The sequence below is a fragment of the Pannonibacter indicus genome (genome assembly GCF_001418225.1).
Classification (GTDB): domain Bacteria; phylum Pseudomonadota; class Alphaproteobacteria; order Rhizobiales; family Stappiaceae; genus Pannonibacter; species Pannonibacter indicus.
Genome location: NZ_LIPT01000006.1, coordinates 1 through 26,409 on the forward strand (window position 1 = coordinate 1; position 26,409 = coordinate 26,409).

Sequence of the window (26,409 nt, forward strand, 5' to 3'; positions counted from 1 at the left end):
CGTCAGATCCGCCACCGCCTTGCGAAGCCGTTCGTTCTCCTTCTGGAGATCCTTCAACTGCCGAAGCTGGTCACGGCTCATGCCGCCATATTGCTTACGCCACCGGTAGAACGTCAGCTCGGAAACGCCGATCTGGCGAACGGCATCCGCCATCGCCATGCCTTGGCCGCGCAAAACCTCAACCTGCCGAAGCTTCGTGACGATCTCGTCGGGCTTGTGTCGCTTGTTTGCCATTGTGGTCCTCCTTCAGGGTCAAAACCATACTTCAAGGTGGACCCGTTCAATGGGGGTGGATCACGCATCCGCATAGACATCGAAGGCGGACTTGTAAGCCGTCATGCTGGTCTCGATCTCGGCCTTCACCTCATTGGGAATATAAGCCCGGCCCAGCATCTTGGTGAACATTGCAAAGGCCGTGTCGAACTCCTCACGCGAACCACCGCCCGAAAGGGTAAACTTGCGCTCGGCAAGCTGCACTTCCATGACCGTACGGACGAGCTTCTCGAAGTCGGAAGCACCACCGAACTTGAGCTCGTCATTGATCCGGTTCTTCGCCTTGTCAGCGAAAGCCGTCAGATCCGCCCGGAGGCCTGAACTGCCGTCAAGGCCGATCTTTTCCTGAATGGCATGCAGCTCCGCGAAAGCACCGCCAATGGCCGAGAGCGTATCCTTCACATCCGCCATTTCGTTGGCGAGCGGCTGAGCGGAAGGCATCGCAGAAATCGAAGAAATGCCGGCGTCTGCCTTGGCGGCCTCGGCCTTGAACCTGTCAAAGACGGCAGTGGACGGAGCAGAGAGATAGAGCTTTTCCTCGATCTGCATCTGTTTGGCGATACCGGCAAAATCATAGGCCGCGCGTGCCAGGTTGGTGTTCGCTTCGGACGCCCGGAAAGCGTCTTCCACCTTGGACTGGCTCCACCAGAAGGCAGCCCCCACCACCAGCAGGCCCACGGCCGTAATCAGACTGATGGACAAGATCCGCGCACGTACTGTAAGCCCGTTCGCAGACCGGCCTCCGCCACCGGTTTGTGCAGAAAGGGCCTGTTCTGGAATGGTGTGTGTGTTCCGGATCATTCAGACGCTCCCCATCAGGTGACAGCCACTACACGCTGGCTCAATATTCTTAACAGCAAGAGCCGTTAATGCGGGCTGAATACACCTCTAGGAACAGGCGCCTTTGCCGATTAAATTTTCACCACGCATGCTCTTATCGGTATCACACACCGCAACCCGGCAGACATATGTCTACACAAGCACAAAAACTCGCCCCAATTGCATTCATTTCACTTTGGTCAACCGGATTTATCGGCTCCAAACTCGGAGCACCGTACATTGAACCCTTCGCTTTTTTGGCTTTGAGATATGCTTTCGCCGTTCCGTTGCTGATTAGCCTTGGTGTTTTGCTGGGCTCCGGCCGGTACCTGCCGGTGAAAACCGCGATTCACTGCATGGTCACCGGCACTCTTGTGCACGGCATCTATCTGGGCGGTGTGTTCTGGGCCATCCGGCAGGGTCTGCCCGCAGGTGCAGCGGCGCTGATGGTCGGCTTGCAGCCGGTTGTGACGGCATTGGCGGCCGGCTGGCTATTGAAAGAACAGATCACCTGGCGCCACTGGCTGGGCTTTGCCGGTGGCTCTGCCGGCCTTCTCCTGGTGCTGCTGCCCAAGCTTGGCGAAGCGGCCTCCGGCATCACCTCCGTTACCGTCTCCGTCATGCTGGTGTCCGTCATCGCCATCAGCCTGGGCACGGTCTACCAGAAGCGCTTCGTGCAGGGCGCAGACCACGTGACCGGCACCACCTGGCAATATGCCGGCGCATTGCTCTTCACGGTGCCGCTGACCTTCACCGAAACCTGGGAGATCACCTGGTCGCCCCAGCTCATTTTCGCCATGGCCTGGCTTGTGCTGGTGCTGTCCATCGGCGCCATCCTTTTGCTGATGTACATGATCCGGACCGGATCGGCTGCGGAAGTCGGCTCCCTGTTCTATCTGGTGCCCGCCGCCACCACGCTGGAAAGCTATTTCCTGTTTGGCGAAACGCTCACCCTTGTCCAGATCGCAGGCATGGTGCTGATCATGGCGGCGATCCTGTTCATCCGCCGGAAGCCCCGTCCGGCGTGACCCGGCGCGCCGCCCTGCGCTGCGCCAGCGTCCTCTGGCGCAGGATGGCGGCATTCAGCTCACCGCCGATCAGCAGCAGCACGGCAAGAATGTAGAGAAAGACCAGCGCCGACATGACGCCGGCCAGACCGGCATAGGTGGAGACGTAATCCGCGTAGCCCGCCAGATACCAGCCGAAGACCGTGCCGGACGCCACCCAGAGCACCAGCGTCAGCACCACCCCCGGCAGCGCATCCATCATGCTGCGGCGCCCGGCCGGGAGCAGCCAGTGAATGGCATAAAGGCCGGCAAAGCCGAGGAAACCGGCGATGACATAGCGGGTCAGGTGCAGTTCCTGGAAGACTTCCGCCAGCCCCGGAAACCACTTGAGGGCCGCCGACAGGACCAGAGGTGCCAGCACCACGAGAAAGGTGAAGGCAATCAACGCCACCGAACCCAGGATCACGATCAGGATCGCCTGCAGCCGCAACCAGATGAAGGACCGTGTCTCCCGCACCCGGTAGGCCCGGTTGAGTGCCAGCCGCACCGCGCTGACCCCGTTGGAGGCAAACCACAGGGCCGCCACGGCGCCAAAGGTCAGGAGGTCACCACGGCGGACCGTCAGCACCTTGTTGATCTCATCAGCGACAGGGGCCGCCACACTCTCCGGCCAGGCATCAAAAATCAGCGCCGAGACCTGATCGGCCACGCCCGAGAGCCCCAGAAAACCGGTGAGGGCGGCGATGAAGATCAGGAACGGGAACAGCGCCAGCAGCGTCGACAGCGCCACATGGCTGGCCATGGCCCAGCCATCATCCGTATTGAAATGGCTGACCGCATCCCACAGGACGCGGAAGCTGGCGGGCAGAGACTTTATCAGTTTCATATCCCCGATGTGGCCCGTTTGGCGTGCAGGCGTCAAGCCCATGCTGCCTTTGCGGCACTGTCTGCTTGGCCGAAAGGCGTAGAGCTGTGGCCTCGACAAAGCCGCAGGTGCAGCGCAACATGCTTTCCAGAATGCGACGCAACAAACAACAAATGCAAAGGGACGGACGGATGGGCATGGCTCTGGGACAAAAGACAGCCAGTGGGGCAGCCGGTGAGGACAGTGCAGTGGAACATCTGTTTGCGCAAACGGGAGAGGCCGTAGCCGCGCTGGACACCCTGCTGGATGCCGCCACCCGCGCCGTGCGGGCGAAGGTGGCGGACGGCAAGGGCCTGTCTGCGGAAGCCATGGACCGGCACCAGCATGCCACCCACGGGCTCGCCTGGCTTGCGACCTATGTGGAAGCCCTGCGGCAAATGGATGCCTATGGCCAGCGCCTGCGGACGGAAGGGCGCCTCGGACGCCTTGAGGAACTGATCCTCCGCCTCGGCTTCAGCGAATATCTGGCGCAGGTCCTCGGCGGCATCCCCATGAACCAGGGCGAGTTCATCCGCCTTGCCAGCCTCGGCCTAGGCGAGGCGGACACCGCCGCCCTGCGGTCCTGTTCTGCCGGGCTGATTGCGCAGGGCTCCAGTCCGGAGCTGCGGGCAGAACTTGCAGAGCTCGTCCGTCATCAGGAAGGCCATTCGATTTTCGGCGACAGCGGCCTTGATGAAACGCTGGAGCAAATCCGCAGCGAAATGCGCCGCTTTGCTGATGACAAGGTGAGCCCCCATGCACATCAGTGGCACCTCGACAACGACTATATCCCGCTCGACGTCATCAATCAGATGGCGGAACTCGGCGTCTTTGGCCTGACCATTCCGGAGGAATACGGCGGGATGGGCCTTGGCAAGCAGAGCATGGTTGTCGTCTCGGAGGAGCTCTCCCGCGCCTATATCGGCGTCGGCTCGCTCGGCACCCGCTCGGAAATTGCCGCAGAGCTGATCCTGTGCGGCGGCACCGAAGAGCAGAAGGCGCACTGGCTGCCAAAGATCGCCTCGGGCGAGATCCTGCCCACCGCCGTTTTCACCGAACCCAACACCGGCTCCGACCTTGCCTCGCTGCGCACCCGTGCCGTGAAGGAAGGGGACGTGTGGAAGGTTTCCGGCAACAAGACCTGGATCACTCACCCGGTGCGCGCCGACATCATGACGCTTCTGGCCCGCACCAATCCGGATGAGCCGGGCTACAAGGGCCTGTCCATGTTCATCGCCGAGAAGCCGCGCGGCACGGATGAGGACCCCTTCCCTGCGCCCGGCATGTCCGGCGGCGAGATCGAGGTGCTCGGCTACCGGGGCATGAAGGAATACGAGATCGCCTTTGACGGCTTCGAGGTGAAGGCGGAAAATCTGCTTGGCGGCGAGACCGGTCAGGGCTTCAAGCAGCTGATGCAGACGTTCGAGGGTGCCCGCATCCAGACCGCCGCCCGCGCGCTGGGGGTTGCGCAGGCCGCACTCGACCTCGGGCTTCGCTATGCGCAGGAGCGCATCCAGTTCGGCAAGCCTCTGATCAGCTTTCCGCGCGTTTCCGACAAGCTGGCGCTGATGGCGGCCGAACTGATGCTGGCCCGCCAGCTGACCTATTTCTCCGCCGCCGAGAAGGACTCCGGCCGCCGCTGCGATCTGGAAGCGGGCATGGCCAAGCTGCTGGGCGCGCGCGTGGCCTGGGCAGCGGCGGACAATGCCCTGCAGATCCACGGCGGCAATGGCTTTGCGCTGGAGTATCAGATTTCCCGCGTGCTCTGCGACGCCCGCATCCTCAACATCTTCGAGGGTGCGGCGGAAATCCAGGCCCAGGTGATCGCCCGGCGCTTGCTGGAAACCCGGGCGCTCTGACGGGCGTCCGGCTGCCATCCCTTGAGGCTGCAGCGCGGCGCCACCATATTCTGTCCGTAGCCGGCAAGCACAAGAAGCACCGGCTGCGGAGAGGATGGCCATGACGCATCATACCGAAGCACCCGGCTTTGATCCGGAAATCCTTGGGCCGGAGCTGGGCACGGACGAGCAGAAGTCACGCCGTGTCCGCGAAAAGCTGCTGGAGACGCTGCGCAAGGCGGCCCGGCAGGTGCCCTTCATGGAAGATGTGGTGGCCGCCTATTTCTGTGCGCTTGATCCGGCAACCCCGCGCAAGGTGCGCGCCACGCTGCTGGCGGCGCTGGCCTATTTCGTCCTGCCGCTGGACCTGGTGCCGGATTTCATCCTCGGTATCGGCTTTGGCGACGATGCCACCGTGCTGATGGGCGCCATCGCGATGGTGCGTGCCCATATGCGGCCGGAACATACCGAGGCTGCGAAAGACGTTCTCGCCGGCAACAGGCCGCTCTGATCCGGACGGAACTTCAAAGCAGTCTCAGCCCGGCCTGTCGGCCGTGCTTCTCCAGCAGCCGGATGTGCGCCCGGCAATCACCCAGTAGATGATGCCGCCGGTAAAGCCGGAGGCCAGCGCCACCGTGGTGCCCGGCAGCCACCCGCTGCGGCCATTGGCGGCGAGGCTGCCGTCCCTCATGATCCAGAGCCCGGCCGCGATCAGCCCCGCCAGCCCCACATGATAGACGATGCTGCGCAGCCGCAGCACTTCGGCAAGAGCGATGGCGATGAAAGAGGGCGCGAAGGCAAGCGCCCCCAGAAAGGCCGCAGAGACGAGCGCCGTGCCGGTGACCGCACCGGCCATCACCGGGTCCTGCTGCGCAAACACATCCCGGAAAAAGCCGAAGGCCAGAAAGCCCGCCGCCCCCAGCAGCCCCAAAATGAAACCGGTCACCGCCTTGACCACCTGCAGCACCAGCAAACCGCCGTCAATCATGCTTTCTGCCCCTGCCTGAAACCGGTCCCAGCCTGCCGCGCCAACTGGCCCGTTTCAAGGCAGGCCAATTGCCCCACCCTTTACGCGGCCAGCGGAAAGGCTTCCTCGACAAGATAGGGTCCGCCGCCGATGCTGGCACGGGAGGAGAACAGGACAAAGCGCCCGGCAAGGAAAGTTGGTGCCTGAAAACTGCCGCGCTCCGTCAGCCAGCGGGCAACATCGGCGTTGCTGGCCGTCTTGCAGCGGGCAATCGTGACATGCGGCATGTACTTGCGCCGCTCCGGCGGCAGCCCCAGCCGCTGCAGGATACGCTCCTGCTCAGCCTGAAGCTCGGCCAGCTGGGCGGACGGCTCCACCCGCGCCCAGATGGAATGCGGCTTACCATTGCCGAAGGAGCCAAGGCCATTGAGCCGGATTTCGATCGGGTCCCGCCGGATGCGCGACAGGGCATCGGCCACCTCGTCAGCCGTGCGGTCATCGATATCGCCGATGAAGCGCAGGGTGATGTGGTAGTTTTCGGGATCAATCCAGCGGGCGCCCCGCAGGCCTCCGCGGAGCATGGACAGGTGCAGGCCGGTTTGGGCCGGAATTTCGAGACCTGTAAACAATCGCGGCATCGGGCAACCCTCCGCTGTCGCTGGTCCCTCCATCAGGGGACATCTTGCCGCACTGCGCAAGGAAATTCGCAAAGGCCTTGAAAAGACGGGGCTTTGCGCTCCCGAAATGAAGCGCGGCGCAAAACGCGCCGCACAAGCTGTTGATTCGCAGGCTCTCCCTGCCCTTGCGGCAGCCATGTCACAGGCCATCACACAGATCAGGGCGAGGTGTTGCCATGCATCTGGTGCAGCAGGTCGATCTTGTCGATCAGCTCCGGCGAAAGCTTCAGATCCGCCGCACCGATGGCCACCTGCAGCTGCGCCATGGAGGTGGCACCGATGATCACCGAGGTCATGAAGCTGCGGGTCAGCGGGAAGGCGATGGCCAGCTGCGCCGGATCCATGCCGGCCGACCGGGCCAGCTCCACATAGGCGCGGATGGCTTCTTCGGCGCCCGGCTTCTCATAGCGCTGCAGCCGGTTGTAGAGCTGCTTGCGCGATCCGGCAGGCAGCGCGCCATCCAGATACTTGCCCGTCAGTGTGCCTTGCGCCAGCGGCGAATAGCCGAGCAGGCCGACATCCTCGCGTAAGGAGACTTCGGCCAGCCCCGTGTCGAAGGTGCGGTTCAGCATGTTGTAGGCGTTCTGGATCGACACCGGCCGGGCAAGGCCTTCGGTCTCGGCCAGCTTCAGATAGGTCATCGTGCCCCAGGCGCTTTCGTTCGACAGGCCGATGTGCCGAACCTTGCCTTCCTTGACGAGTTCAGTCAGCGCCGCCAGCGTTTCGGCAATCGGCGTCTCGTCCGCAGCCGGCACTGGATCGTTCCAGCGGGTGGGGTTGGAGCCGAAGCCGGGGACCGTCCGGTCCGGCCAGTGCACCTGATAGAGATCGACGTAATCGGTCTGCAGGTTGTTCAGGCTGCGCTCGATCGCCTCACGGATCTGCGGGCGGGTGAGGCGCACCTCTTCACCAGACTTGCGGTAATAGGTGCTGTCCGAACGGCCCGCCACCTTGGTGGCCAGAACAATCTTGTCCCGGTTGCCGCGCGCCTTCAGCCAGGTGCCGATGATGCGCTCGGTCCGCCCCTGCGTCTCGCCGCTGGGCGGGATCGGATACATCTCGGCGGTGTCGAAGAAGTTGACGCCATGGTCCAGCGCATAGTCGAGCTGGGCATGGCCTTCAGCTTCCGTGTTCTGCTCGCCAAAGGTCATAGTGCCAAGGCAGATCGAGCTGACCATGATATCCGTGCGGCCAAGACGGCGTTGATCCATCGGAACATCCTTCGTGTTTCGAAAGGTCTTTGTTCAAGACAATTTGACAGGCGCGGCGAACCGCGAAAGGCGGGACCCGGCGGGGCAGAAGGTTATTTCTGCCGGGCGCGGGCAACGAGATCCTGCACGAGAGGTAGCACATTGGCAACGATGACCGAAACCCCTTCCCCCGTGGGGTGCATGCCGTCAGCCAGATTGAGTTCCGGCCTCATCGCCACACCTTCGAGGAAGAAAGGATAGAGCAGCGCATCGTGGGCCTTTGCCACGTCCGCGAAGATCGGGTCGAAGGCAGCGGCATAATCCTCGCCCAGATTGCGCGGCGCCATCATGCCGGCCACCAGTACTTCGGCACCCCGCTCCCGCAGGCGGGAGACGATGGCTTCGATATTCTTGCGGGTGGCAGCCGGATCAATGCCGCGCAGGGCGTCGTTGGCGCCCAGTTCCACGATCACCGCATCCGCATCCGGCGGCACCGACCAGTCGAGCCGCGACAGGCCGCCGGAGGAGGTATCACCGGAGACACCCGCGTTGATCACGGTGACGTTCTCACCCCTTTCCTTCAGCGCCTTTTCCAGTTGCACCGGAAAGGCCTCATCAGGGGCGAGCTGATAGCCCGCCGACAGGCTGTCCCCGAGGACAACAATCTTCACAGCTGCGTCATTGGCAAGCGCATGGCCAGAAGAAAGGCTTGCAGACACCGCAATTGCGACAAACAGATACACAAACTTGAACATGGCGGTCTGGATCACTCCGTGACAGGGCCCCATATGCACCCGAAACCCGCAGGTTGCGGGACCATACTTTTCGTTGCCCGATGGGCTGGCACCGCAGTGAAACGGCAGCGGCACCGCGCAGATCTCATCCAGGCACCCAACCTATATAGGGTCACACATGACGACTGGACCAGCCATTGCGCTCAAGGGAGTTCACCTCAGCCTCGGAGACGGCGCAGGCCGGGTTCACATTCTCAAGGGTGTCGATCTGGAAATCGAGGCCGGCAGTTCGACTGGTCTGGTTGGCCCATCGGGCTCTGGCAAGTCCACCCTGCTGATGGTGATGGCCGGGCTGGAGCGGGCCGACAAGGGCTCGGTCATCGTTGCAGGCTCCGAGCTGACGCCGCTGAACGAAGACCAGCTTGCCCGCTTCCGCGGCCGCAATGTCGGCATCATCTTCCAGTCCTTCCATCTGGTGCCCAACATGACGGCGCTGGAAAATGTTGCCGTGCCGCTGGAGCTTGCCGGCGACCCCAAGGCCTTCGACAAGGCCCGCGCGGAACTTGAAGCCGTGGGCCTCGGCCACCGCCTCTCCCACTATCCGGCACAGATGTCCGGCGGCGAGCAGCAGCGCGTGGCCGTCGCACGGGCGCTGGTGGTAGAGCCGGAAATCCTCATCGCCGACGAGCCGACCGGCAACCTCGACGCTGCAACCGGCGAGCAGATCGTCGAGCTGATGTTCTCGGCCATTGCCCGCCGCCGCACCACGCTGGTGCTGGTGACCCATGACCCGGCGCTGGCCGAACGCTGCGACCGGGTGGTGCGCATGCGCTCCGGCCAGGTGGAGGAGGAGCATCACGCCTCCCCGGCGGAGGCCAGCGCATGACGGCCTTTGCCCCGGCCCCGTCAGGCGGCAACAGTTCGCTCGCCCTCGCCTTCCGCTTTGCCCTGCGCGAACTGCGCGGCGGCTTGAAGGGCTTTTACATCTTCATCGCCTGCATTGCCCTTGGCGTTGCCGCCATCGCGGGCGTTGCCTCGGTATCGCGGGCCCTGACGGAAGGCATTTCCAACGAGGGGCAGGCGATCCTCGGCGGCGACATGTCCTTCCGCCTCGTCCACCGCGAGGCCGATGCCGCCGAATATGCCTATGTGCAGAGCCTTGGCGAAGTCACCCGCACTGCGGCCCTGCGCGCCATGGCCCGCAAGACCGACGGCAGCGATCAAGCGCTTGTCGAGCTGAAATCCGTCGATGGCGCCTATCCGCTTTACGGCACTCTCACGCTTCAAGGCGGCGCCAATCCTGCCGAGGCCATGGGCCGCCAGCCCGATGGCAATTTTGGTGCCGTCGCCGATGCCTCTCTGCTCGCCCGCCTCGGTCTCGAAACCGGTGACAAGCTCTCCGTCGGCCGCGCCACGGTCACCGTCACCGGCGTGATCGACACCGAACCGGACAAGCTCTCCGGCGGGCTGGAATTCGGCCCGCGCCTGATGCTGAACGAAGCCGCCCTGCCCGAAACTGGCCTCGTTCAGCCCGGCAGCCTCGTCACCTGGTCTTACATGGTCAAGCTGCCGTCCAATATCACGGATGACAGCATCATCCGCCTTATCGAGCAGGCCCGTGAAAAATTCCCGCAAGCGGGCTGGCGCATCCAGTCCCGCGCCAGTGCCTCGCCGGGGCTGGAGCGCAACATCGAGCGCTTCACCCAGTTTCTGACGCTGGTGGGTCTCACCGCGCTGGTCGTCGGCGGGGTCGGTGTTGCCAACGCGGTACGGGCCTTCCTTGAAAGCAAGCGCGAGGTGATCGCCAGTTTCAAGTGCCTCGGCGCCAGCAGTGATCTCGTCTTCCGCATCTATCTGATCCAGATGATGATCATCGCCGCCGTCGGCATCGCCGTCGGTCTTGCCGCCGGAGCGGCCATACCCTTCGCCGCGGCGGGCGCCATCTCCGGCCTGCTGCCGGTCAAGCTGGCGGTGTCCATCTATCCCCCGGAACTTGGCCTCGGGCTTCTCTACGGCCTGCTGACGGCGCTTGCCTTCGCCATCTGGCCGCTGGGCCGCGCCCATGACGTGCCGCCCACTGCCCTCTTCCGCGATCAGGTGACGGGCGTCAAGGTCTGGCCGCGCAAGCGCTATCTGGCCGCAACGCTGGTTGCCGCCGTGTCGCTGGCAGGCATCGCCATCTTCCTGGCTGAAGACCGGCGCATTGCCTCGATCTATGTGATGGCCTCCACCGCTTCCTTCCTGCTGCTGGGCGGGGTGGCACGGCTGATGATGCTTGCCGCCCGCAAGGCGCCGCAGGTGCGCTCCACCGGCCTCAGACTCGCCATTTCCAACATCCACCGGCCGGGCGCGCTCACCTCTTCTGTGGTGCTGTCGCTCGGCCTTGGCCTCACCCTGCTGGTGTCGCTGGCCCTCATCGACGGCAACCTGCGCCGGGAGCTGACGGCGACGATTGCCGAAAAGGCCCCAAGCTTCTTCTTCATCGACATCCAGAGCACCGAGCGCGATGCCTTCGCCATCTTGCTGCAGCAGGAAGCCGGGGACGCGAAGATCCAGAGCGTGCCCATGCTGCGCGGCCGCCTCGTCAGCCTCAAGGATGTGCCGGTCAACCAGATCACCCCGCCGGCCAGTGCCGCCTGGGTGCTGCGCGGCGACAGGGGCATCACCTATCAGGACAGCCTGCCGGCCAACTCCACCCTGATGAAAGGTGAGTGGTGGCCGGAGGGCTACAGCGGCGAGCCGCTGGTCTCCTTCGATGACGAACTGGCCACCGAACTTGGCCTTGCGGTCGGTGACCGGATCACCGTCAACGTGCTGGGCCGGGAGATCACCGCGAAGATCGCCAACACCCGCAAGGTGGAATGGGAGTCGCTCGCCATCAATTTCGTGATGGTCTTCTCCTCCAACACCTTCGCCGGTGCCCCGCACGCCTTCCTGATGACCGTGACCTGGGATCGGGATGTGCCGGCAGAGCGCGAGCTTGGCCTTTTGAAAACCGTCTCCTCCGCCTTCCCGACAGTCACGGCCATCCGCGTCAAGGATGCGCTGGCGCAGGTGAATGATCTTGTCGCCCAGCTTGCCGTCGCCATACGTGCGGCCTCCGCCATCACGCTCATTTCCAGCATTCTGGTGCTGGCCGGAGCGCTGGCGGCCGGAAACCGCAGCCGCATCTATGACGCGGTGATCCTGAAGACGCTTGGTGCCACCCGCGCCAGGCTGACCGGCGCCTATGCGATGGAATATGCGATGCTCGGCCTCGGTACGGCGGTCTTTGCAGTGCTGGCCGGGTCCATTGCCGCCTGGTTCGTGATCACGCAGGTGATGAACGGGTCCTTCACGCTGCTCCCGGGCACCGCAGTCGCTGCGGCCCTTGCCGCGCTGGTGCTGACCGTCGGCTTCGGCCTCATCGGCACATGGCGCGTGCTGGGCAAGAAACCTGCGCCGGTGCTGCGCAATCTGTGACCCGAAGACGGTCTTCCGGCACCTTTTCACCGGCGCCGGGGACCTCAGATGGAGATTTTGTAATCTTCCCGGAAGCGTTTTTTGGACCATTTGCCCTTGTGCGATGGCGGAACCCCGCCCATATTCCTCTGCAAACGGACTTGCTCCGTCGAGGCGGTTCGGGAGTGTCCCTCCCGCATAACCATGAAGGGGAAACAATACATGTCGACGTTCGACCGGAAAAATGAAGCACCGTACGCGGTCGCCGGCCGCTACGCCGATGCCGGCATTGACCAGGGCCTGCGCTCTTACATGCTGGGCGTCTACAACTACATGACCATCGGTCTTGCCATCACGGGCTTCATCGCCCTGGGCCTTGCCCAGTTTGCGACGACCACTGATCCGGCAGCCGCCGCTGCTGTTCTCGGCAATGGCACGATGCTCTCGCAGCTTGGCTATGCGCTCTATGCCTCGCCGCTCAAGTGGCTGATCATGCTGGCCCCGCTGGGGATGGTGTTCTTCCTCTCCATGCGCATCCAGTCCATGAGTGCCTCGACCGCGCAGGTCAGCTTCTGGGTCTATGCCGCCCTCATGGGTGCGTCCCTGTCCTCGATCTTCCTCGTCTACACGGGCGGATCGATCGCACGCGTGTTCTTCATCACCGCAGCTTCCTTCGGTGCGCTGAGCCTCTATGGCTACACCACCAAGAAGGACCTGTCGGGCTGGGGCTCGTTCCTGCTGATGGGCCTGATCGGCATCATCATCGCCTCGGTGGTCAACATCTTCCTGGCGTCTTCCGCCCTGCAGTTCGCTGTCTCGGTGATCGGCGTGCTGATGTTCGCAGGCCTCACCGCCTATGACACCCAGCAGATCAAGGAAATGTACTACGAAGGCGACTCCGGCGAAGTGGCCGCGAAGAAGTCGATCATGGGTGCCCTGCGCCTCTACCTCGACTTCATCAACCTCTTCCTCATGCTGCTGCAGCTCTTCGGCAACCGCGAATAACTGCGGCACACAGCAGAAAAGTTCGAGGGCGCGGATTACCTCCGCGCCCTTTCCATTTTCTGAAGCCCCCGGAAATCGCCATCACCGGCCATTGATTGAACACAAATCAGTTCTGGACGATATGGAAAGCCTGTTTCTGTTTTTTTCCAGGGCTGACATGCGTAAACACACCCATTTTCTGCGCTCCGCGCTTCTCGGCGCCACGGCGGTTACCACTTTCTCGCTGTCCATAGCTGCATCGCATGCAGCCCCGCTGCTGCCTGTCAACGAATATGATGCCCAGTGGGGTCTGCTGATGACCGGCGCCCCGATCGCTCATTCCCGTGGCTACACCGGAGCCGGTGTCACAATCGGTGTCCTCGACAGCGGCATCCTGGCCAGCCATCCGGATCTCATCGCCAACCTCAGCGCCCTGAACTATAACGGCGCCGAGGAGATGGCGACCTTCACCGACGCCAATGGCCACGGCACCCATGTGGCCGGCATTATCGGCGCATCGGCCAATGGCACCGGCATGATGGGCGTTGCGCCGGGTGTGAGGCTCGCCAACCTTGCCATCATGGACAGCGCCGGTGACATCGAAAACGAATATGTCGCCCGTGTGCTTGACTATGCCCTGGACAATGGCATCCGCATTTTCAACAATTCCTGGGGCAGCTATGTCTACACCCCGACCGGCGATCTGGCGATGGACCGGACAACCTTCGAAGCCGACAACGCGGTGCTGCTGGCCGCTGTGCGGGATGCAGCCAGCCGCGGCGCGGTGATGGTCTGGGCGACAGGCAACGACGGCGCGGCGGATGCAGGCATTGAATCGGCACTGCCCTATCTCTATCCGGAACTGAAGGCCAGCTGGATCTCGGTAACCGCCGTCGGCCAGAACGGCATCACCCCCTCCTATTCCAACCACTGTGGCGTGACCATGATGTGGTGCATAGCCGCACCGGGCGGCGATGACGACGAGACAACAGGCGGCATTTACTCGACCGCCAACACCGGTGATTACGTGCGTATGTCGGGCACCTCGATGGCCACACCGCATGTCACGGGTGCGCTGGCGATCGCCCAGCAGATGTATCCCAACGCCACGCCGCAGGAACTGGCACGCCTCGTCCTGATGACTGCCACAGACATTGGTGCTGCCGGCATCGACAGCCAGTATGGCTGGGGCCTGCTGAGCCTCGACAGGCTGACCAGCACCAATGATGTGAAAAAGGTTGCCGCCTTCTCCCAGACCGCACAGGTACAGACGCAGGCGGTCAATACGGTGATGGGCATCACCGAGCAGCGCGCCAGCTCGCTGCTGGATCCCGCCGGTCCAGCCGTCGCCATCTCCACCAATGGGGCAGCGCCCAGCGAAGCAAGCCGCCGCTTCTGGGCGCAGTCGCTGGCCGGCATCAGCCTGATGGACGGTACCTCCACCTCCGCCTCCTCCACCAGCCGCAGCGCAGGCCTGCTGGTGGGCGGTGAATTCATCGCAACCGAGAATCTGCGCCTTGGCGCCGCCGGCGGCTTCAGCACCTCCTCGATGCGCAGCGCCGGTGACCGCGCCCGGATCAACGGCCTGCATGCCCTGATCTATGGCGGCTACACCTACGACCGCTATTTCCTCGAAGCCGCATCCAGCTTCTCGCGCTTCGAAAATACGCTCGACCGCAAGAACATCACCGGCTCGGGCACCAGCGTGGCCGTCAACGGCCAGACCAAGACCAAGGATCTCGGCCTCTCCGCCTCCGCCCGTATCGGCATGACCTTCGAGACCGAAGGCCTGCTGGCCCGGCCCTATGTCCATGGCCGTGTGCGCCACCAGTGGCTCGGGTCCGGCAGCGAAACGGGCGCCGACGTGTTCAACGCCAGCCTGCGCAGCTCCACCGCCACCGGTTCGGAAACCGGTGTTGGCCTGCGCCTGTCGGCCATGCCGGTCGCCTTCGGCAGCTACAGCGTGACGCCGATGATGGATCTCTCTTATGCCCGCGCCCTGGGTCCGGTTGCCGCGGGCCGCAAGGTTCAGCTGCTCGGAAGCTCCGTCAACAGCGCGGCCCCGGATCTTGGCCGCGATATCGGACGGCTCAACCTTGGCGTTGCCGCCACCAATGCCAGCCAGAAGCTGACCGGCAAGCTGTCCTACGGCGGCGAACTGCGCCGTAACGCCCAGTCCCATTCAGTCAACGCCGAGTTGAGCCTGCGCTTCTGAGGCTTAAAGGAAAAGCTGGAAGAAAAGCCCCCGGATCAGACGGTCCGGGGGCTTCGTATCCGTCACGGGCAATCTGCCTGCGCTCAGGCATCCACCAGCCGCAGATGGCGCTTCTTTTCGAAGACCTTGAGAACAGATGCCAGCTCGTGCCCGCGCTTGAGCACCATGCCGCCCGTGGCCACCACGCTGTAGGCGCCCTGGCGGCGGGCAAGCTTCGGGTCCTTCTCGATCCGGTAAAGCGGCATTTCGCTGCTGCGGCGGAAGACGGAGAACACGGCCCGGTCCTTCATCAGGTCGATGGCATAGTCCCGCCACTCTCCATCGGCGACCATGCGGCCATAGATGCGCAGGATCTGGTCGAGCTCTCTCCGGTCAAAGGCAACGACGGGTTTCGCCGGGATCTGCGGGACGGTGGACTGGGCAGCACCGTGCTGGAGAGCATTGTTCTGGGAACTGGCACCGGGCGGACTGTCCGGCCGGACGGGCATCTCAGAGGGAAAGCCTTGCGGCTGTCCGGCTGCATCTCCTTCGCTTTCGCTCATGCCACCTCCCGTCAACCTTGCTGCGGAATCAGACCTGCTGATGCCTGCCGGCGAGGATATGTCATTGACTTGTCATGATGCCCCTTGCGGACCTCACTGGCAAGCCTGCGTGTGGCAGGGTTTTGAGGCCGCAGGAATGCTGAAAAGATACCTTGCTTTTGCCTCAATTGAGCCCTTCACACGCCACGTTGGCCCACCATCTTATGATCATACCCGTTCGGCCTGAACGGTTCTGGTTCCGGTACGCATTAGCCCCCCAGCCCCCCGGAACGGAGCTGATCAGGTTGAGTGCTGAAGTACATTCGAACGGGCACCTGAAGGGCCAGCACTCGTGCTGGCCCTTTTCATTTGCCGTTGCGGAAGACGGCGCACCTCCCTCTTCATTGCCTGCTTCCTGTTTGCCTCCCGCCCGGCTATCATCTGCCCATGACGACGAGCCTCGTGGAACTGCGCCCCGCACGACATGATGACGCGGCCAGCCTTGCGGCCGTGCATGCGCAGGCGTGGCGCCTTGCCTACCGGGGCATGCTCGACGGGCTGGACCTGGAGCGTTTTGTAGCCCGCCGCAGCGGCGGCTGGTGGCATGACGCCATCGACAAGGGTGTCGAGATCGAAGTGCTGGAAGTGGCAGGCGAGGTGGCAGGCTATGCCAGCTATGGCCCCTGCCGCATGCGGGGCACCGGCTGCGCCGGGGAGGTGTACGAGCTTTATCTCAAACCGGAATATCAGGGCCTCGGCTTTGGCCGCAGATTGTTTGCCAGCGTCAGAACCTGCCTTGAGCGGCGCGGCCTCAAGGGCCTTGCGGTGCGCGTGCTGACGGACAATGAACCGGCCTGCGGCTTCTATGCCGCCCTTGGCGGCGTACCGGCCGGCCGCTCCTGGCACCAGACAGGCAGCAGGCGGCTGGAGCTGTCCATCTATTGCTGGCACGAGGCGGAGCGGTGAACCGCGCCTGCCGGATCTGTCACCCAGCGGCACCGGAAAGCCCCGATTTCAACGCTTTACCACACTTGCCCCTTGCTTCGCGGCGCGGTCCCTGCAATAGACCTGCGCAGCAACTCAAGGAGCAAGCTCATGCGTATTGATGCGGTGCCGATCGGCAAGAACCCGCCGGAAGACATCAACGTCATCATCGAAGTTCCGGTCGGCGGCGAGCCGATCAAGTACGAGATGGACAAGGCAGCAGGTGCCATGTACGTGGACCGCTTCCTCTACACCCCGATGCGCTATCCGGGGAACTATGGCTTCGTGCCCCACACCCTGTGCGGCGATGGCGACCCCATCGACGTGATGGTGATCAACCAGCGCCCGATCCTGCCCGGCGCCATCATGAGCTGCCGTCCCATCGGCGTGCTGCTGATGGAAGACGAGAGCGGCCAGGACGAGAAGATCATCGCCGTTCCCAGCACCAAGCTGACCCGCCGCTACGAGAACGTGAAGTCGGTCGACGATCTGCCGGTGATCACCATGGAGCAGGTGAAGCACTTCTTCGAGCACTACAAGGATCTGGAGCCCGGCAAGTGGGTGAAGATCACCGGTATCGAAGGCCCGGAAAGGGCGCGTCAGCTGATCATCGAGTCGATCGAGCGCGCCAAGGCCGAAGAGAAGTAAGACACTGCTGCCGGGAGCAACGCCCTCCGCAGACAGTCAACAACGAGGCCGCGCGGGTCAACCCGCTGCGGCCTCGATTGCTTCCATGTCCTCATCCGACAGGCCGAAGTGATGGCCGATCTCATGCACCAGAACATGGGTCACCACATCACCCAGCTGTTCCTCGTGCCCGGCCCAATAGTCGAGAATGGGGCGGCGGAACAGCCAGACCCGGTTCGGATGCTGCCCGGTGTGCAAGAAGTCGCCGCCCTGTGCGAGGCCAATGCCCTGAAACAGGCCCATCAGTTCAAACGGGTCCTCAAGGCCGACGCTTTTCAGCATCTCCTCATCGGCGAAATCGGCGACCGTGATCAGCACGCCCTCGCAAAGCGCCTGAAATTCTTCGGGAAGCTGCGCATAGGCCTGGCGGGCAATGATCTCGAAAGCATCCAGCCCCGGGGCCACCATGGCCGCGATGGCTGCAATCTGCGGGTCTGGCGCCCCTGTCCGCTCACTCATCAAATCGCCCCTTGTGAACTTGCAGTTCACATCAGATAGGCGCTGACCAGATAGATGACCAGCCCAACCGCAAACAGCAGGCCGGCCATGCGGCCGATGCGCGTGCCCCAGACCTCGATCCGGTCGTTCTGGTTCTTGTCGGCGGCGCCGAAATGACGCTGGGCATGGCTGGCCATGCGGCTGGTGGCGGAGCCCAGGATGGTTTCGCTCTCGGCCTCAACGCGCGACAGAGCGCGCCTGGCTTCATCTTCCCTGGCTTTTGCCCGCCGTTCCCGCTCACCCATGGCCGTGTCTCCTCTCAGCCCTTGCGGGCCTGGTGGCCTGCAAACAGCGCCAGAACGGCCACTGCGGCGGAGGCCACCATGTTCCAGCCCGCAAAGGACAGGCCTAACATGCGCCAGCTGGCTTCCGTGCAGGAGACGACACGGGTGTTCTGCAGCGCCTGCAGCATGTTGGCCGCAGATTTGGGCGTGGCACCGCCGCCGCCGCAGTCGGATGGCCCCATCCAGAAGCCCCATTCGGCCCCGGCCTGATAGGCGCCAAGTCCGGCCCCATAGGCAAAAACCGCCGCCACGAGAAGCAGCAGCACCGTGGCAATGCCTGTGCGGCGGGTCAGGAGAGCAAGCAGCGCCAGCACACCCAGCGGCAGCCCCACATAATAGGGCACGCGCTGCTCAAGACACAGCTTGCAAGGCAGATACCCGCCAATGAGCTGGAAGCCCCAGGCGGCCGCAATGGAAGCCGTGCCCCCCAGAAGCAGAAGCAGAGTGGCCGCCTTGGCCCGCTGAAGCGACGTCATTTCAGATCCTCACGCGATATCACAGCAGCTTGATAGCAGCGAAGCCGCCAACAAGCAGAATCACAAATACCGTGAAGACGAGGCCAAGGCGCTTTTCGATGAAGTTGCGGATCGGCTCACCGAACAGATACAGCAGCCCGGCGACCGCAAAGAAGCGCAGCCCGCGTGACACGATGCTGGCGATGACAAAGACCGGCATGGAGAGGCCCGTGACGCCTGCGGCGATGGTGATCACCTTGTAGGGAAACGGCGTCAGCCCGGCGATGAACACAAACCACCAGCCCCAGGCATTGAAGATCTCGCTGAAGCGGTCGAACTTGTCCATGTAGCCATAGAAGGTCAGGATCGGCTCTGCGACCTGATGGAACAGGAATGCGCCGATCAGATAACCGAAAATGCCGCCCAGCACGGACATGACCGTTGCGATGGCCGCGTAGAACCAGGCCTTGCGCCGGTTCGCGACCACCATGGGGATCAACAGCAGATCCGGCGGAATCGGAAAGAACGAGCTTTCAATGAATGAAACCGCCCCCAGCGCGTGCGGTGCGCGCGGGCCAGAGGCGAGGGACAAGGTCCAGTCGTAAAGTTTTCTCAGCATAATGGCATTCTGCATAGCCGCCGCCGGAACTTTTGTCATCGGGAGAACGGTGGCAGCAGCCGGATATTTTCGCAGTGCAGCAGACAATTGCCAATTGGAGCGGGGAAAGCACCGGGCAGTGGATTGACGGCAAAGCCAGTCTGGCTATAGTCGCGGCTCCAAGGACGCTGCCCCTGTGGCGGAACTGGTAGACGCGGCGGATTCAAAATCCGTTTCCCGTGAGGGAGTGCCCGTTCGATTCGGGCCAGGGGCACCATACTTTCCAGCGCCATTTGCAGGCACGCTGCATCAGTTCAGCGCATCCGCTTCAGCGCCCCCCTCAGCGCGTTGCCTTGCGCCCCTCCCCTTCATTTGAATCGCCGGTCTTGAGCTTCGGGGACAAGTCTTTAATCTGCCGCTCGATTTACAGCCTGAAGCGAGAGGGAGACGCTGCGTGGGGCAGGCAAAACGCAAGAAGGACACTGGCGCCCGCATATCCTGGTGCCGCACCTGCACCTATTGCTGCGAGCTCCCCGAGATTGGCCCGCTGGACAAGCCGATGTACCGGCCCTGCGCCAGCATCAAGGACCATGGCTGTGCCATCTTCGGCCAGCCAGAGCGGCCCTCTGCCTGCCTTGCCTATCAATGCGCCTATCTCTCGGCCCGGCTGACGAACAGCCCGGACCGCAACCGCATCCCCCATCCGCTGGATGCTGGCGCCTATTTCCACCGCGATCCGATCGAGCGCATCTACGTGATGTTCGTCGATCCGGCCCGCCCGCTCGCCTGGAAGACAAGCGATCTCGTGCCCTATCTGCGCGCCCGCCTGCAGGAAGGCTTCGAGCTGCTGATCCTGGACCGGGGCCGGCGGATGGCCGTCACCTCGGTTCTTCTGTTTGACGCGATCCTCGCCCGTGACATGGTGGCCTTTGCCGATCAGGAAGGCCGCCCGCATGACATCGGGAGCTGGCCCGCCGAAGCGGCACGCTATTCGCGCGAAAACTGATCAATCCGGTGACAAGCGGTTAACCGCATTTGCAACTTGGGGATCTTGCAACACTGCGGTTAAACCACGCGGTAATGAGCCCTGCGGCATAGATTCAGGACCCGCAAGCGCCCGCTGGCAATGAGGCGCCACCGGACAGGAGAAGGCAGGGCATCATGGCACTGATCGAGATTGGCGGCATCGGCAAGCCGCAGGACAGAGACTGTGCAGCGCAGGAGAGCCGCTCCGGCAGTTCAACCCCGGCCTTCCGTTATGCGACCCTCAACACTGCCGCCATGCGCAGCGCGCCGATCCGCCCGGAATGGATCATCGAGGGCACGCCGCAGGCCCGGCTCACCAGCCTGTCGGCCGGCACCAACGGCTGGTCTTCGACCGACCATTGGGAGTGCACCGCCGGCACGTTCCACTGGCACTTCTTCTGGGACGAAACGGTGCTCTTCCTTGAAGGTGAGGTGCATATCACCGACGAGGCCGGCAACACCTATGAAGGCCGCCCCGGCGTCAGCATGCTGTTTCCCGCAGGCACCCGCGCGGTCTGGCATGTGCCGGTCTATGTGCGCAAGATCGCCTTCAACCGCCGCCCTATGCCCTGGACCGTTTCCTTCCTGATGAAGGTGAGCGCCCGCCTTGGCCGCCTGTTCGGGCGCGGCTGACCGCGCAGGTCTCCCAAAATCATTCGACACCGCACCGGCGGCAGGCTAGTAGTTCTGCCATGAGCACGCCGGACAAGGAAGTCGAACTCAAGCTGGAGCTTGAGCCTGGCGCAGCGGAGAGCCTCAAGATCTCCGGGGCCGTCACAGGATTTTTCTCCGGCAAAGCCTCAACGAAGCAACTCACGTCGATCTATTTCGACACGGCAGATCTCAGACTGCACAAGGCCAGGATCGCCGCACGGGTGCGCAAGTCCGGGCGGCGCTGGATCCAGACGGTCAAGCTCGGCAAGCCGCTTTCCGGCGGCCTGTCTTCTCCCATCGAGATCGAGACAGATGTCAGCGGCCCGCACTTCCAGCTGGATCAGGTGCCCGATGAGGATATCCGCCGCCAGATCGCGGACTGCACCGGCGGTGCCGGACTCGTTCCCTGTTTCGAGACGGTGATGCAGCGCACCCAGCGCGACCTCACCCGGGAGGATGGCACCCTCATCGAAGCCGCGCTGGACGTGGGCGAGATTGTTGCGGGAGACAAGCGCCTGCCCCTGTGCGAACTGGAGCTGGAGCTGAAATCCGGCAGCATCGCGCCGCTTTATGAAGCCGCACTGGCACTGACAGGCGCAAATGCCTTCCGCTTTTCGCCGATGAGCAAAGCCGAGCGCGGCTACCGGCTGTTTCTCGGGCAGGACGAAGCCCCATGCAACGCCGGCACCATCGACCTCGACGCGACGATGCGCGTGGAAGACGCCTATCAGCACATCCTGCGCTCCTGCATTGATCAGATTTCGGCCGCCCGCATGGTCTGCCTGACCAGTGCGGACAATGAAGGCCCGCATCAGCTGCGCATTGGTTTCCGGCGGCTGCGCACCGCGTTCAAGCTGTTCCGCCCGATGCTCGACCCGCGCCGCACCGGCGCGCTGGACCAGCAGGCCAGCCGCTATGCCGCCGCCGCCGGAGCGCTGCGGGATCTCGATGTGCTGAGCGATGAAATCATCGCCCCTCTTGCATCTCACGCGCCGGAAGGCATCAATATTCCGCTGCTGCTGGAGCAGCTTGGCAAGGACCGGCAGGCCGCAAGGCAGGGCCTGAAAACGGAACTTGCAAGCGCAGCCTTCAACGGTTTCCTGCTGGATCTTGCCAGCTACTGCGAGACAGCGGGCTGGCGCAAGGAAGAGGATGCTCGTCAGGCGGACCGGCTCGCCGAAGCCGTCACCGCCTTTGCCAGCGAGGCCATTGGCAAACGCTGGCGCAAGGTGCAGAGCTATGGCCGGCGGCTCGACACCCTGTCGCGGACCGAGCGCCATGACATGCGCAAAGCCCTGAAGAAGTTCCGTTACGGGCTGGAGTTCTTCGCCTGCCTGTTCCCCGGCGAAAGCCGCAAGACGTTTCTGAAGCACCTCAAGAATCTGCAGGACGTCTTTGGCTACCTCAATGACGTGGCCATGGCGGAAAGGCTGGCCACACTGACGCCTGGCCCCGTGAAGACGGCAGGTAAAGCGGCGGGCAAGACGGTTCGTGCCACCTCTCTGGCCGCCGCGTCCGGCTTCGTCCTGGGATGGCATGAGGCACAGGCCCGGACAGCCTGGCCGGAAGCCCGCAGCGGCTGGAAGGAAGCCAGCAAGGCAAAGCCCTGCTGGACCCGCAGGAAGAGCTGATCAGCTGCGCACCACCAGTTCCATCCGGTCTGCCGCAACGCGGCTGCGGGCATATTGCACCGGACGGCCATCCGGGTCCTCGTTGACTATTTCCATGACCATCACCGGCGACCCCAGCTCGATATCCAGCAACCGGGCATCGGCCTGCGTCGCCCGTTCGGCATAGATCCGTGTCTCCCGGCGGTAATAGCCGCCAAGGCCGGCACGCGTGAAGCACTGGGTGAAGGAACCCGTCTCGGCGAAATCCGCCGCAAGACCCGGAAAGCGGATCAGTTCACACCAGCTTGTTCCAGCCAGAACCGGTGTCTCTCCAGACACCCGCAAGGTCTCTATCCGCTGCAGCGGCGTTCCCGCCGGCAGCTCGAGCTTGCCGGCAAGGAACTCACTCGCCCCCTCGACCCCGGCTCCCGTCAGGCGCCCGCCCGGCGCCTGGCCTTGTCCGGCCAGAATTTCAGAGAGCCGCGTCTGCCGCGAGATCGGATAACCGACAGAACGGTCGGCAAAAAATGTTCCCCGCCCCTGGTCCGCCCGCAGCAGGCCCTCATGTGTCAGCACGGAGATGGCCCGCCGGACCGTGTGCCGGTTCACGCCGAAGCGGGCCGCAAGCTCCATTTCCGGCGGCAGCTGCATTCCGGGCACAAACCGGCCGGTGGCTGCTTCGGTGCGGATCCACTCGGCTATCTGGCGCCAGACGGCAATCCCGGTTCCCCGGTCCAGCGGTCCAAACCCGGTCATTCAGCGCCCCCTTGCCACGGCGTTGCTTTGCCACTCACCTCAATATATACAAGTAGACAAATTTAACAAACGCTCACCCCCTCACCTGCACGGCAGGGCATTGCAGTAATTACCTATGCCGCTGCGAAAAGCAAGTTAATCCAATACAACCATCGGCGCTACTTCTCAAAAATCTACTCGTAGAGACTGCAGCCGCAAACAGGGATATGATTCATGCCGATTCACGGCCTTTCCCACATGACTTTCATCTGCTGTGAGATCACGCGAATGACCAGAACTCTCACGGAGGTCCTTGGCCTCCGCGAGCTTTACTGCAGCCGCGGGGCCGGATTTTCGTTGTCTGCGGAGAAATTCTTTGTATCTGGAGATATTTGGATCGCTGTCATGCAGGGCGAAAGCCTGCCTGAGCGCAGCTCTAATCACATCGCCTTCAAGGTGGATGACGCGGAGATCGAGCCTGCTATGGAGCGTATCCGCAGCCTTGGCCTTGAGGTAAGGCCGCCCCGGCCCCGCATTGCCGTTGAGGGCCGGTCGGTGTACTTCTGCGACGAAGACAACCACCTGTTCGAGCTTCACTCCGGCACATTGGAGGAGCGGCTGGCCGCCTACGCGCGCCAAACCGGAGCTGAGGACAGCGGCGTCTCTGTCACATAGCCTACATGCGCCAGCCTTAGTTCTGGCCATTGCTTCTTATATCCAGCCTTACGATTCTTGAGACAAGACGGCTCCCCTTCCGATGCGCTACGCTATTTATTACACCGCTCCCGCAGACAGTTCCCTGACCCGGCTCGGTGCCACGTGGCTTGGACGCGACGCGGTGGACGGCACGGCCCTGCCCCAGCCGCATATACCGGGCCTCACAGCCGAAGACCTCGCCACCCTGACCACGGACCCGCGCCGCTATGGCTTTCACGGCACATTGAAGGCGCCGTTTTCCCTCGCAGGCGGACGTGATGAACCGGCGCTGCGCGATGCCTTCCGCAGCTTTTGCAGCCATGCGGCCCCCTTCACCATTCCCGGTCTGTCGGTCACCCGGCTGGGCCGCTTTCTGGCGCTGACCCCGCAGCCGGAGAGCGTGGATCTGAACGGTTTTGCCGCTGCCTGCGTCGAGGCTTTCGAGCCCTTCCGCGCGCCTTTGAGCGAAGCCGACATGGCCCGCCGTCTGGCTGCGAACCTCTCGCCCCGTCAGCAGGACCTCCTGCGGGCCTGGGGCTATCCTTATGTCTTCGAGGAATTCCGCTTCCACATGACCCTTTCGGTGAAGCTTGAGGAGGACAGCACCATGTCTGCCCTTGAAGCGGCCGCTATGGATCATTTTGCTACGGTGACAGACCGCCCGCATCAGATTGCCAGCCTCGGCCTTTTTGCCGAGCCGGAACGCGGCGCACCGTTCCGCGCCGTCGACATCCTGCCCCTCACGGGATCCACCGGCCCGCAGGACCCTGCCCTGCGCCTGATCCCCGTTTCTGCCGAAAGCCAGAGCCAATGACCCACATGACGCACAGCTTCACCAACGCCCGCCTCGTCCTGCCGGAGAATGTCATCACCGGCAGCCTGGAGGTGAAGGGCGGCACGATCAGCGCCATCGATGAAGGCGGCATCCCGGCCCATGGCCATGATTGCGAGGGGGATTTCCTGATTCCGGGACTGGTCGAACTGCATACCGACCATCTGGAAATCCACTATTCCCCGCGCCCTAAGGTGCGCTGGAACCCGGTTTCCGCCGTGCAGGCCCATGATGCGCAGATCGCCTGCGCCGGCATCACCACCGTGTTTGACGCGCTGCGCGTCGGCATGGATGCGGAAGCGGAACTGAATGTGGACGACATGCGCGCGCTCGCCGGCGCCATCGAAAGCGCACAGGCCGAAAAGCGGCTGCGCGCCGAGCATTTCATCCATCTGCGTTGTGAGGTTTCCGCCCCGGACGTGATGAGCGCCTACGAGCATTTCAAGAGCGATGCCCATGTGCGCCTGATGTCGCTGATGGACCACACCCCCGGCCAGCGGCAATTCGTCTCCATCGAGATGTACCGCGTCTATTACCAGACCAAGAAGAACTTCACCGACGAGCAGATGGAAGCCTATATCGCCATGCGGCAGGCTGTTGCGGACAAGAACGCCCCGCAGCACCGCAAGCTGCTGGCAGATTCGGCCCGTGAGCGCGGCATCCTTCTGGCCAGCCATGACGATGCAACCGTGGCCCATGTGGACGAGGCGATCAGCCTCGGCACCGGCATTGCCGAATTCCCGACCACGCTGGAAGCAGCCCGCGCCTCGCATGCGGCCGGCATGGGCGTGCTGATGGGCGGGCCGAATGTGGTGCGCGGCGGCTCCCACTCCGGCAACATTTCCGCCAAGGCACTGGCAGAAGACGGATGCCTCGACATCATCTCCTCCGACTATGTGCCGGTGTCCATGCTGCAGGCCGCGTTCCATCTCGCCGGTGACGTCGAGGGCATTTCGCTGCCGCAGGCCATGGCAATGGTGACCGCCACCCCGGCGAAGATGGCAGGCCTTGCCGACCGTGGCCGTCTGGAGACGGGCCTCAGGGCCGATCTGGTCCAGGTGCGGCTGGTGGGCAATGTCCCGGTCGTACGCGGTGTCTGGCGCGAGGGACGGCGCGTCGCGTGAACGGACGCATCAAACGCTGGCGGCATCTGTCACGGAGAGTGCAATGAACGGCGGGATAGAGGAACGCCAGACAAGTGGCGGTACGGCACTGCTCGGGCCGGGCAGGCTGGTGCTGGTGGTTGGCCCCAGCGGGGCGGGCAAGGACACGCTGATGAATGCCCTGCGTGACAGCCTTGCGGGCGATCCGGCCTATTTCTTCGCCCGCCGCCTCATCACCCGGACAACGGACGGGGCGACGGAGGACCATGACGCCATCGGCCGGGCCGAATTTGACGTGCTTTGCCGCGAGGGCCGCGTGGCGCTTGCCTGGGAGGCGCATGGCCTTGGCTACATCCTGCCGGAGAGCATTGATGACGGCATCCGCGCCGGCCGCACGGTGATCGCCAATGGCTCACGCCAGATCCTCAATCAGGCCCGGCAGAAATATGCCTCCCTGATCATCCTGCTGGTGACCGCCCCCATTGATGTGCTGGCCGGACGGCTGGCAGCGCGCGGACGCGAAAGCCGGGAAGAAATCAGCCGCCGCCTCAGCCGGGCCGACATTGATATGCCCGACGTGCCTGGCGTCATCCGCATCGACAATTCCGGCAAGCTGGATGACAGCCTTGCCTGCATGCGCAAGGCCCTTGGCCTGCCTGACGCTGCAAGCTGACGCC

The 26,409-nt window shown here is 63.4% G+C and carries 29 protein-coding genes and 1 tRNA gene; 17 read left to right on the top strand and 13 right to left on the bottom strand.

Annotated elements, in window-relative coordinates:
• Together ASC48_RS10450 and ASC48_RS10455 are read right to left on the bottom strand one after the other, a co-directional pair.
• Window positions 1-234, bottom strand: a 234-nt coding sequence (locus ASC48_RS10450; RefSeq protein ID WP_055455710.1) for a transposase, incomplete at its 3' end; no start/stop codon positions are given.
• Between the two features lie 60 nt (window positions 235-294).
• Window positions 295-975, bottom strand: coding sequence for a hypothetical protein (locus ASC48_RS10455; protein WP_208975655.1), 681 nt, complete (start codon window positions 973-975; stop codon window positions 295-297).
• Between the two features lie 266 nt (window positions 976-1,241).
• Here ASC48_RS10455 and ASC48_RS10460 point away from each other — a divergent pair, with 266 nt between their 5' ends.
• A complete protein-coding gene (locus ASC48_RS10460; RefSeq protein WP_055455711.1) occupies window positions 1,242-2,120 on the top strand; it encodes a DMT family transporter in 879 nt (292 codons plus the stop codon).
• On the opposite strand, the gene ASC48_RS10465 is transcribed toward ASC48_RS10460, so the two are convergent.
• Window positions 2,092-2,985 carry a YihY/virulence factor BrkB family protein gene (locus ASC48_RS10465; RefSeq protein ID WP_055455859.1) on the bottom strand — a complete coding sequence of 298 codons (894 nt, stop codon included), beginning with the start codon at window positions 2,983-2,985 and terminating at the stop codon, window positions 2,092-2,094. The genes ASC48_RS10460 and ASC48_RS10465 overlap by 29 nt on opposite strands.
• A 170-nt stretch (window positions 2,986-3,155) precedes the next feature.
• On the opposite strand from ASC48_RS10465, the gene ASC48_RS10470 reads away from it, so the two are divergent.
• Together ASC48_RS10470 and ASC48_RS10475 are read left to right on the top strand one after the other, a co-directional pair.
• Complete coding sequence (locus tag ASC48_RS10470) at window positions 3,156-4,862, top strand: acyl-CoA dehydrogenase family protein (protein WP_082440083.1); 1,707 nt, start codon at window positions 3,156-3,158, stop codon at window positions 4,860-4,862.
• A 94-nt stretch (window positions 4,863-4,956) separates the two neighbouring features.
• Window positions 4,957-5,352, top strand: coding sequence for a YkvA family protein (locus ASC48_RS10475; protein WP_082206148.1), 396 nt, complete (start codon window positions 4,957-4,959; stop codon window positions 5,350-5,352).
• A gap of 24 nt (window positions 5,353-5,376) precedes the next feature.
• On the opposite strand, the gene ASC48_RS10480 is transcribed toward ASC48_RS10475, so the two are convergent.
• The 4 genes from ASC48_RS10480 to ASC48_RS10495 form a co-directional block, all read right to left on the bottom strand.
• Window positions 5,377-5,829, bottom strand: coding sequence for a hypothetical protein (locus ASC48_RS10480; protein WP_055455713.1), 453 nt, complete (start codon window positions 5,827-5,829; stop codon window positions 5,377-5,379).
• Between the two features lie 80 nt (window positions 5,830-5,909).
• Window positions 5,910-6,446, bottom strand: coding sequence for an RNA 2',3'-cyclic phosphodiesterase (gene thpR / locus ASC48_RS10485; RefSeq protein WP_050475124.1), 537 nt, complete (start codon window positions 6,444-6,446; stop codon window positions 5,910-5,912).
• Between the two features lie 197 nt (window positions 6,447-6,643).
• On the bottom strand, window positions 6,644-7,696 hold the full coding sequence (locus tag ASC48_RS10490) for an aldo/keto reductase (RefSeq protein ID WP_055455714.1): 1,053 nt from the start codon (window positions 7,694-7,696) through the stop codon (window positions 6,644-6,646).
• A gap of 92 nt (window positions 7,697-7,788) precedes the next feature.
• Window positions 7,789-8,430 (bottom strand): arylesterase, encoded by a 642-nt coding sequence (locus tag ASC48_RS10495; protein ID WP_208975657.1) that lies wholly within the window; start codon window positions 8,428-8,430, stop codon window positions 7,789-7,791.
• Between the two features lie 157 nt (window positions 8,431-8,587).
• Between ASC48_RS10495 and ASC48_RS10500 the strand changes: the two genes are divergently transcribed.
• From ASC48_RS10500 to ASC48_RS10515, 4 genes are all read left to right on the top strand, one after another.
• The gene (locus ASC48_RS10500; protein WP_055455716.1) at window positions 8,588-9,295 is read left to right on the top strand and encodes an ABC transporter ATP-binding protein; all 708 of its coding nucleotides are present in this window, start codon (window positions 8,588-8,590) and stop codon (window positions 9,293-9,295) included.
• On the top strand, window positions 9,292-11,871 hold the full coding sequence (locus ASC48_RS10505; protein ID WP_055455717.1) for an ABC transporter permease: 2,580 nt from the start codon (window positions 9,292-9,294) through the stop codon (window positions 11,869-11,871). The genes ASC48_RS10500 and ASC48_RS10505 overlap by 4 nt, the downstream gene beginning before the upstream one ends.
• A 201-nt stretch (window positions 11,872-12,072) precedes the next feature.
• Window positions 12,073-12,855 (top strand): Bax inhibitor-1/YccA family protein, encoded by a 783-nt coding sequence (locus tag ASC48_RS10510; protein ID WP_055455718.1) that lies wholly within the window; start codon window positions 12,073-12,075, stop codon window positions 12,853-12,855.
• 157 nt (window positions 12,856-13,012) lie between these two features.
• On the top strand, window positions 13,013-15,049 hold the full coding sequence (locus ASC48_RS10515; protein WP_167345132.1) for a S8 family peptidase: 2,037 nt from the start codon (window positions 13,013-13,015) through the stop codon (window positions 15,047-15,049).
• Window positions 15,050-15,132: 83 nt separating this feature from the next.
• On the opposite strand, the gene ASC48_RS10520 is transcribed toward ASC48_RS10515, so the two are convergent.
• Window positions 15,133-15,591, bottom strand: a complete 459-nt coding sequence (locus ASC48_RS10520) for a DUF2794 domain-containing protein (protein ID WP_055455720.1) — start codon at window positions 15,589-15,591, stop codon at window positions 15,133-15,135.
• A 426-nt stretch (window positions 15,592-16,017) separates the two neighbouring features.
• Here ASC48_RS10520 and ASC48_RS10525 point away from each other — a divergent pair, with 426 nt between their 5' ends.
• Both ASC48_RS10525 and ppa read left to right on the top strand, forming a co-directional pair.
• Complete coding sequence (locus ASC48_RS10525; protein WP_055455721.1) at window positions 16,018-16,536, top strand: GNAT family N-acetyltransferase; 519 nt, start codon at window positions 16,018-16,020, stop codon at window positions 16,534-16,536.
• A gap of 129 nt (window positions 16,537-16,665) precedes the next feature.
• The gene (gene ppa / locus ASC48_RS10530) at window positions 16,666-17,202 is read left to right on the top strand and encodes an inorganic diphosphatase (protein WP_055455722.1); all 537 of its coding nucleotides are present in this window, start codon (window positions 16,666-16,668) and stop codon (window positions 17,200-17,202) included.
• Window positions 17,203-17,259: 57 nt separating this feature from the next.
• Here the strand turns inward: ppa and ASC48_RS10535 are convergent, their stop codons facing one another.
• From ASC48_RS10535 to ASC48_RS10550, 4 genes are read right to left on the bottom strand one after another with little or no spacing between them, the layout of a single operon-like run.
• A complete protein-coding gene (locus ASC48_RS10535; protein ID WP_082440084.1) occupies window positions 17,260-17,700 on the bottom strand; it encodes a metallopeptidase family protein in 441 nt (146 codons plus the stop codon).
• Window positions 17,701-17,726: 26 nt separating this feature from the next.
• The gene (locus ASC48_RS10540) at window positions 17,727-17,984 is read right to left on the bottom strand and encodes a hypothetical protein (protein ID WP_055455723.1); all 258 of its coding nucleotides are present in this window, start codon (window positions 17,982-17,984) and stop codon (window positions 17,727-17,729) included.
• Window positions 17,985-17,998: 14 nt separating this feature from the next.
• Window positions 17,999-18,499, bottom strand: coding sequence for a disulfide bond formation protein B (locus ASC48_RS10545; RefSeq protein ID WP_055455724.1), 501 nt, complete (start codon window positions 18,497-18,499; stop codon window positions 17,999-18,001).
• 19 nt (window positions 18,500-18,518) lie between these two features.
• Window positions 18,519-19,097 (bottom strand): YqaA family protein, encoded by a 579-nt coding sequence (locus ASC48_RS10550; RefSeq protein ID WP_055455861.1) that lies wholly within the window; start codon window positions 19,095-19,097, stop codon window positions 18,519-18,521.
• Between the two features lie 169 nt (window positions 19,098-19,266).
• Here ASC48_RS10550 and ASC48_RS10555 point away from each other — a divergent pair.
• The 4 genes from ASC48_RS10555 (at window position 19,267) to ASC48_RS10570 (ending at window position 22,387) form a co-directional block, all read left to right on the top strand.
• A tRNA-Leu gene (locus tag ASC48_RS10555) sits at window positions 19,267-19,353 on the top strand.
• Between the two features lie 177 nt (window positions 19,354-19,530).
• On the top strand, window positions 19,531-20,082 hold the full coding sequence (locus ASC48_RS10560; RefSeq protein WP_055455725.1) for a hypothetical protein: 552 nt from the start codon (window positions 19,531-19,533) through the stop codon (window positions 20,080-20,082).
• Between the two features lie 155 nt (window positions 20,083-20,237).
• A complete protein-coding gene (locus tag ASC48_RS10565) occupies window positions 20,238-20,735 on the top strand; it encodes a cupin domain-containing protein (protein ID WP_055455726.1) in 498 nt (165 codons plus the stop codon).
• A 59-nt stretch (window positions 20,736-20,794) separates the two neighbouring features.
• Window positions 20,795-22,387 carry a CYTH and CHAD domain-containing protein gene (locus tag ASC48_RS10570; protein WP_055455727.1) on the top strand — a complete coding sequence of 531 codons (1,593 nt, stop codon included), beginning with the start codon at window positions 20,795-20,797 and terminating at the stop codon, window positions 22,385-22,387.
• On the opposite strand, the gene phnF is transcribed toward ASC48_RS10570, so the two are convergent.
• Window positions 22,388-23,122, bottom strand: a complete 735-nt coding sequence (gene phnF, locus ASC48_RS10575; protein ID WP_055455728.1) for a phosphonate metabolism transcriptional regulator PhnF — start codon at window positions 23,120-23,122, stop codon at window positions 22,388-22,390.
• 213 nt (window positions 23,123-23,335) lie between these two features.
• Here phnF and fosX point away from each other — a divergent pair, with 213 nt between their 5' ends.
• The 4 genes from fosX to phnN all read left to right on the top strand — a co-directional run bounded on the left by fosX (window position 23,336) and on the right by phnN (window position 26,405).
• Entirely contained in the window at window positions 23,336-23,776 is a 441-nt protein-coding gene (fosX, locus tag ASC48_RS10580; protein WP_055455729.1) for a FosX/FosE/FosI family fosfomycin resistance hydrolase, read from the top strand.
• An 82-nt stretch (window positions 23,777-23,858) separates the two neighbouring features.
• A complete protein-coding gene (locus ASC48_RS10585; protein WP_055455730.1) occupies window positions 23,859-24,611 on the top strand; it encodes a DUF1045 domain-containing protein in 753 nt (250 codons plus the stop codon).
• Window positions 24,608-25,753 (top strand): alpha-D-ribose 1-methylphosphonate 5-triphosphate diphosphatase, encoded by a 1,146-nt coding sequence (locus ASC48_RS10590; protein ID WP_055455731.1) that lies wholly within the window; start codon window positions 24,608-24,610, stop codon window positions 25,751-25,753. Before ASC48_RS10585 ends, ASC48_RS10590 begins: the two co-directional genes overlap by 4 nt.
• Window positions 25,754-25,796: 43 nt before the next feature.
• Window positions 25,797-26,405 carry a phosphonate metabolism protein/1,5-bisphosphokinase (PRPP-forming) PhnN gene (phnN, locus tag ASC48_RS10595; RefSeq protein ID WP_055455732.1) on the top strand — a complete coding sequence of 203 codons (609 nt, stop codon included), beginning with the start codon at window positions 25,797-25,799 and terminating at the stop codon, window positions 26,403-26,405.
• Window positions 26,406-26,409: the final 4 nt, after the last annotated feature.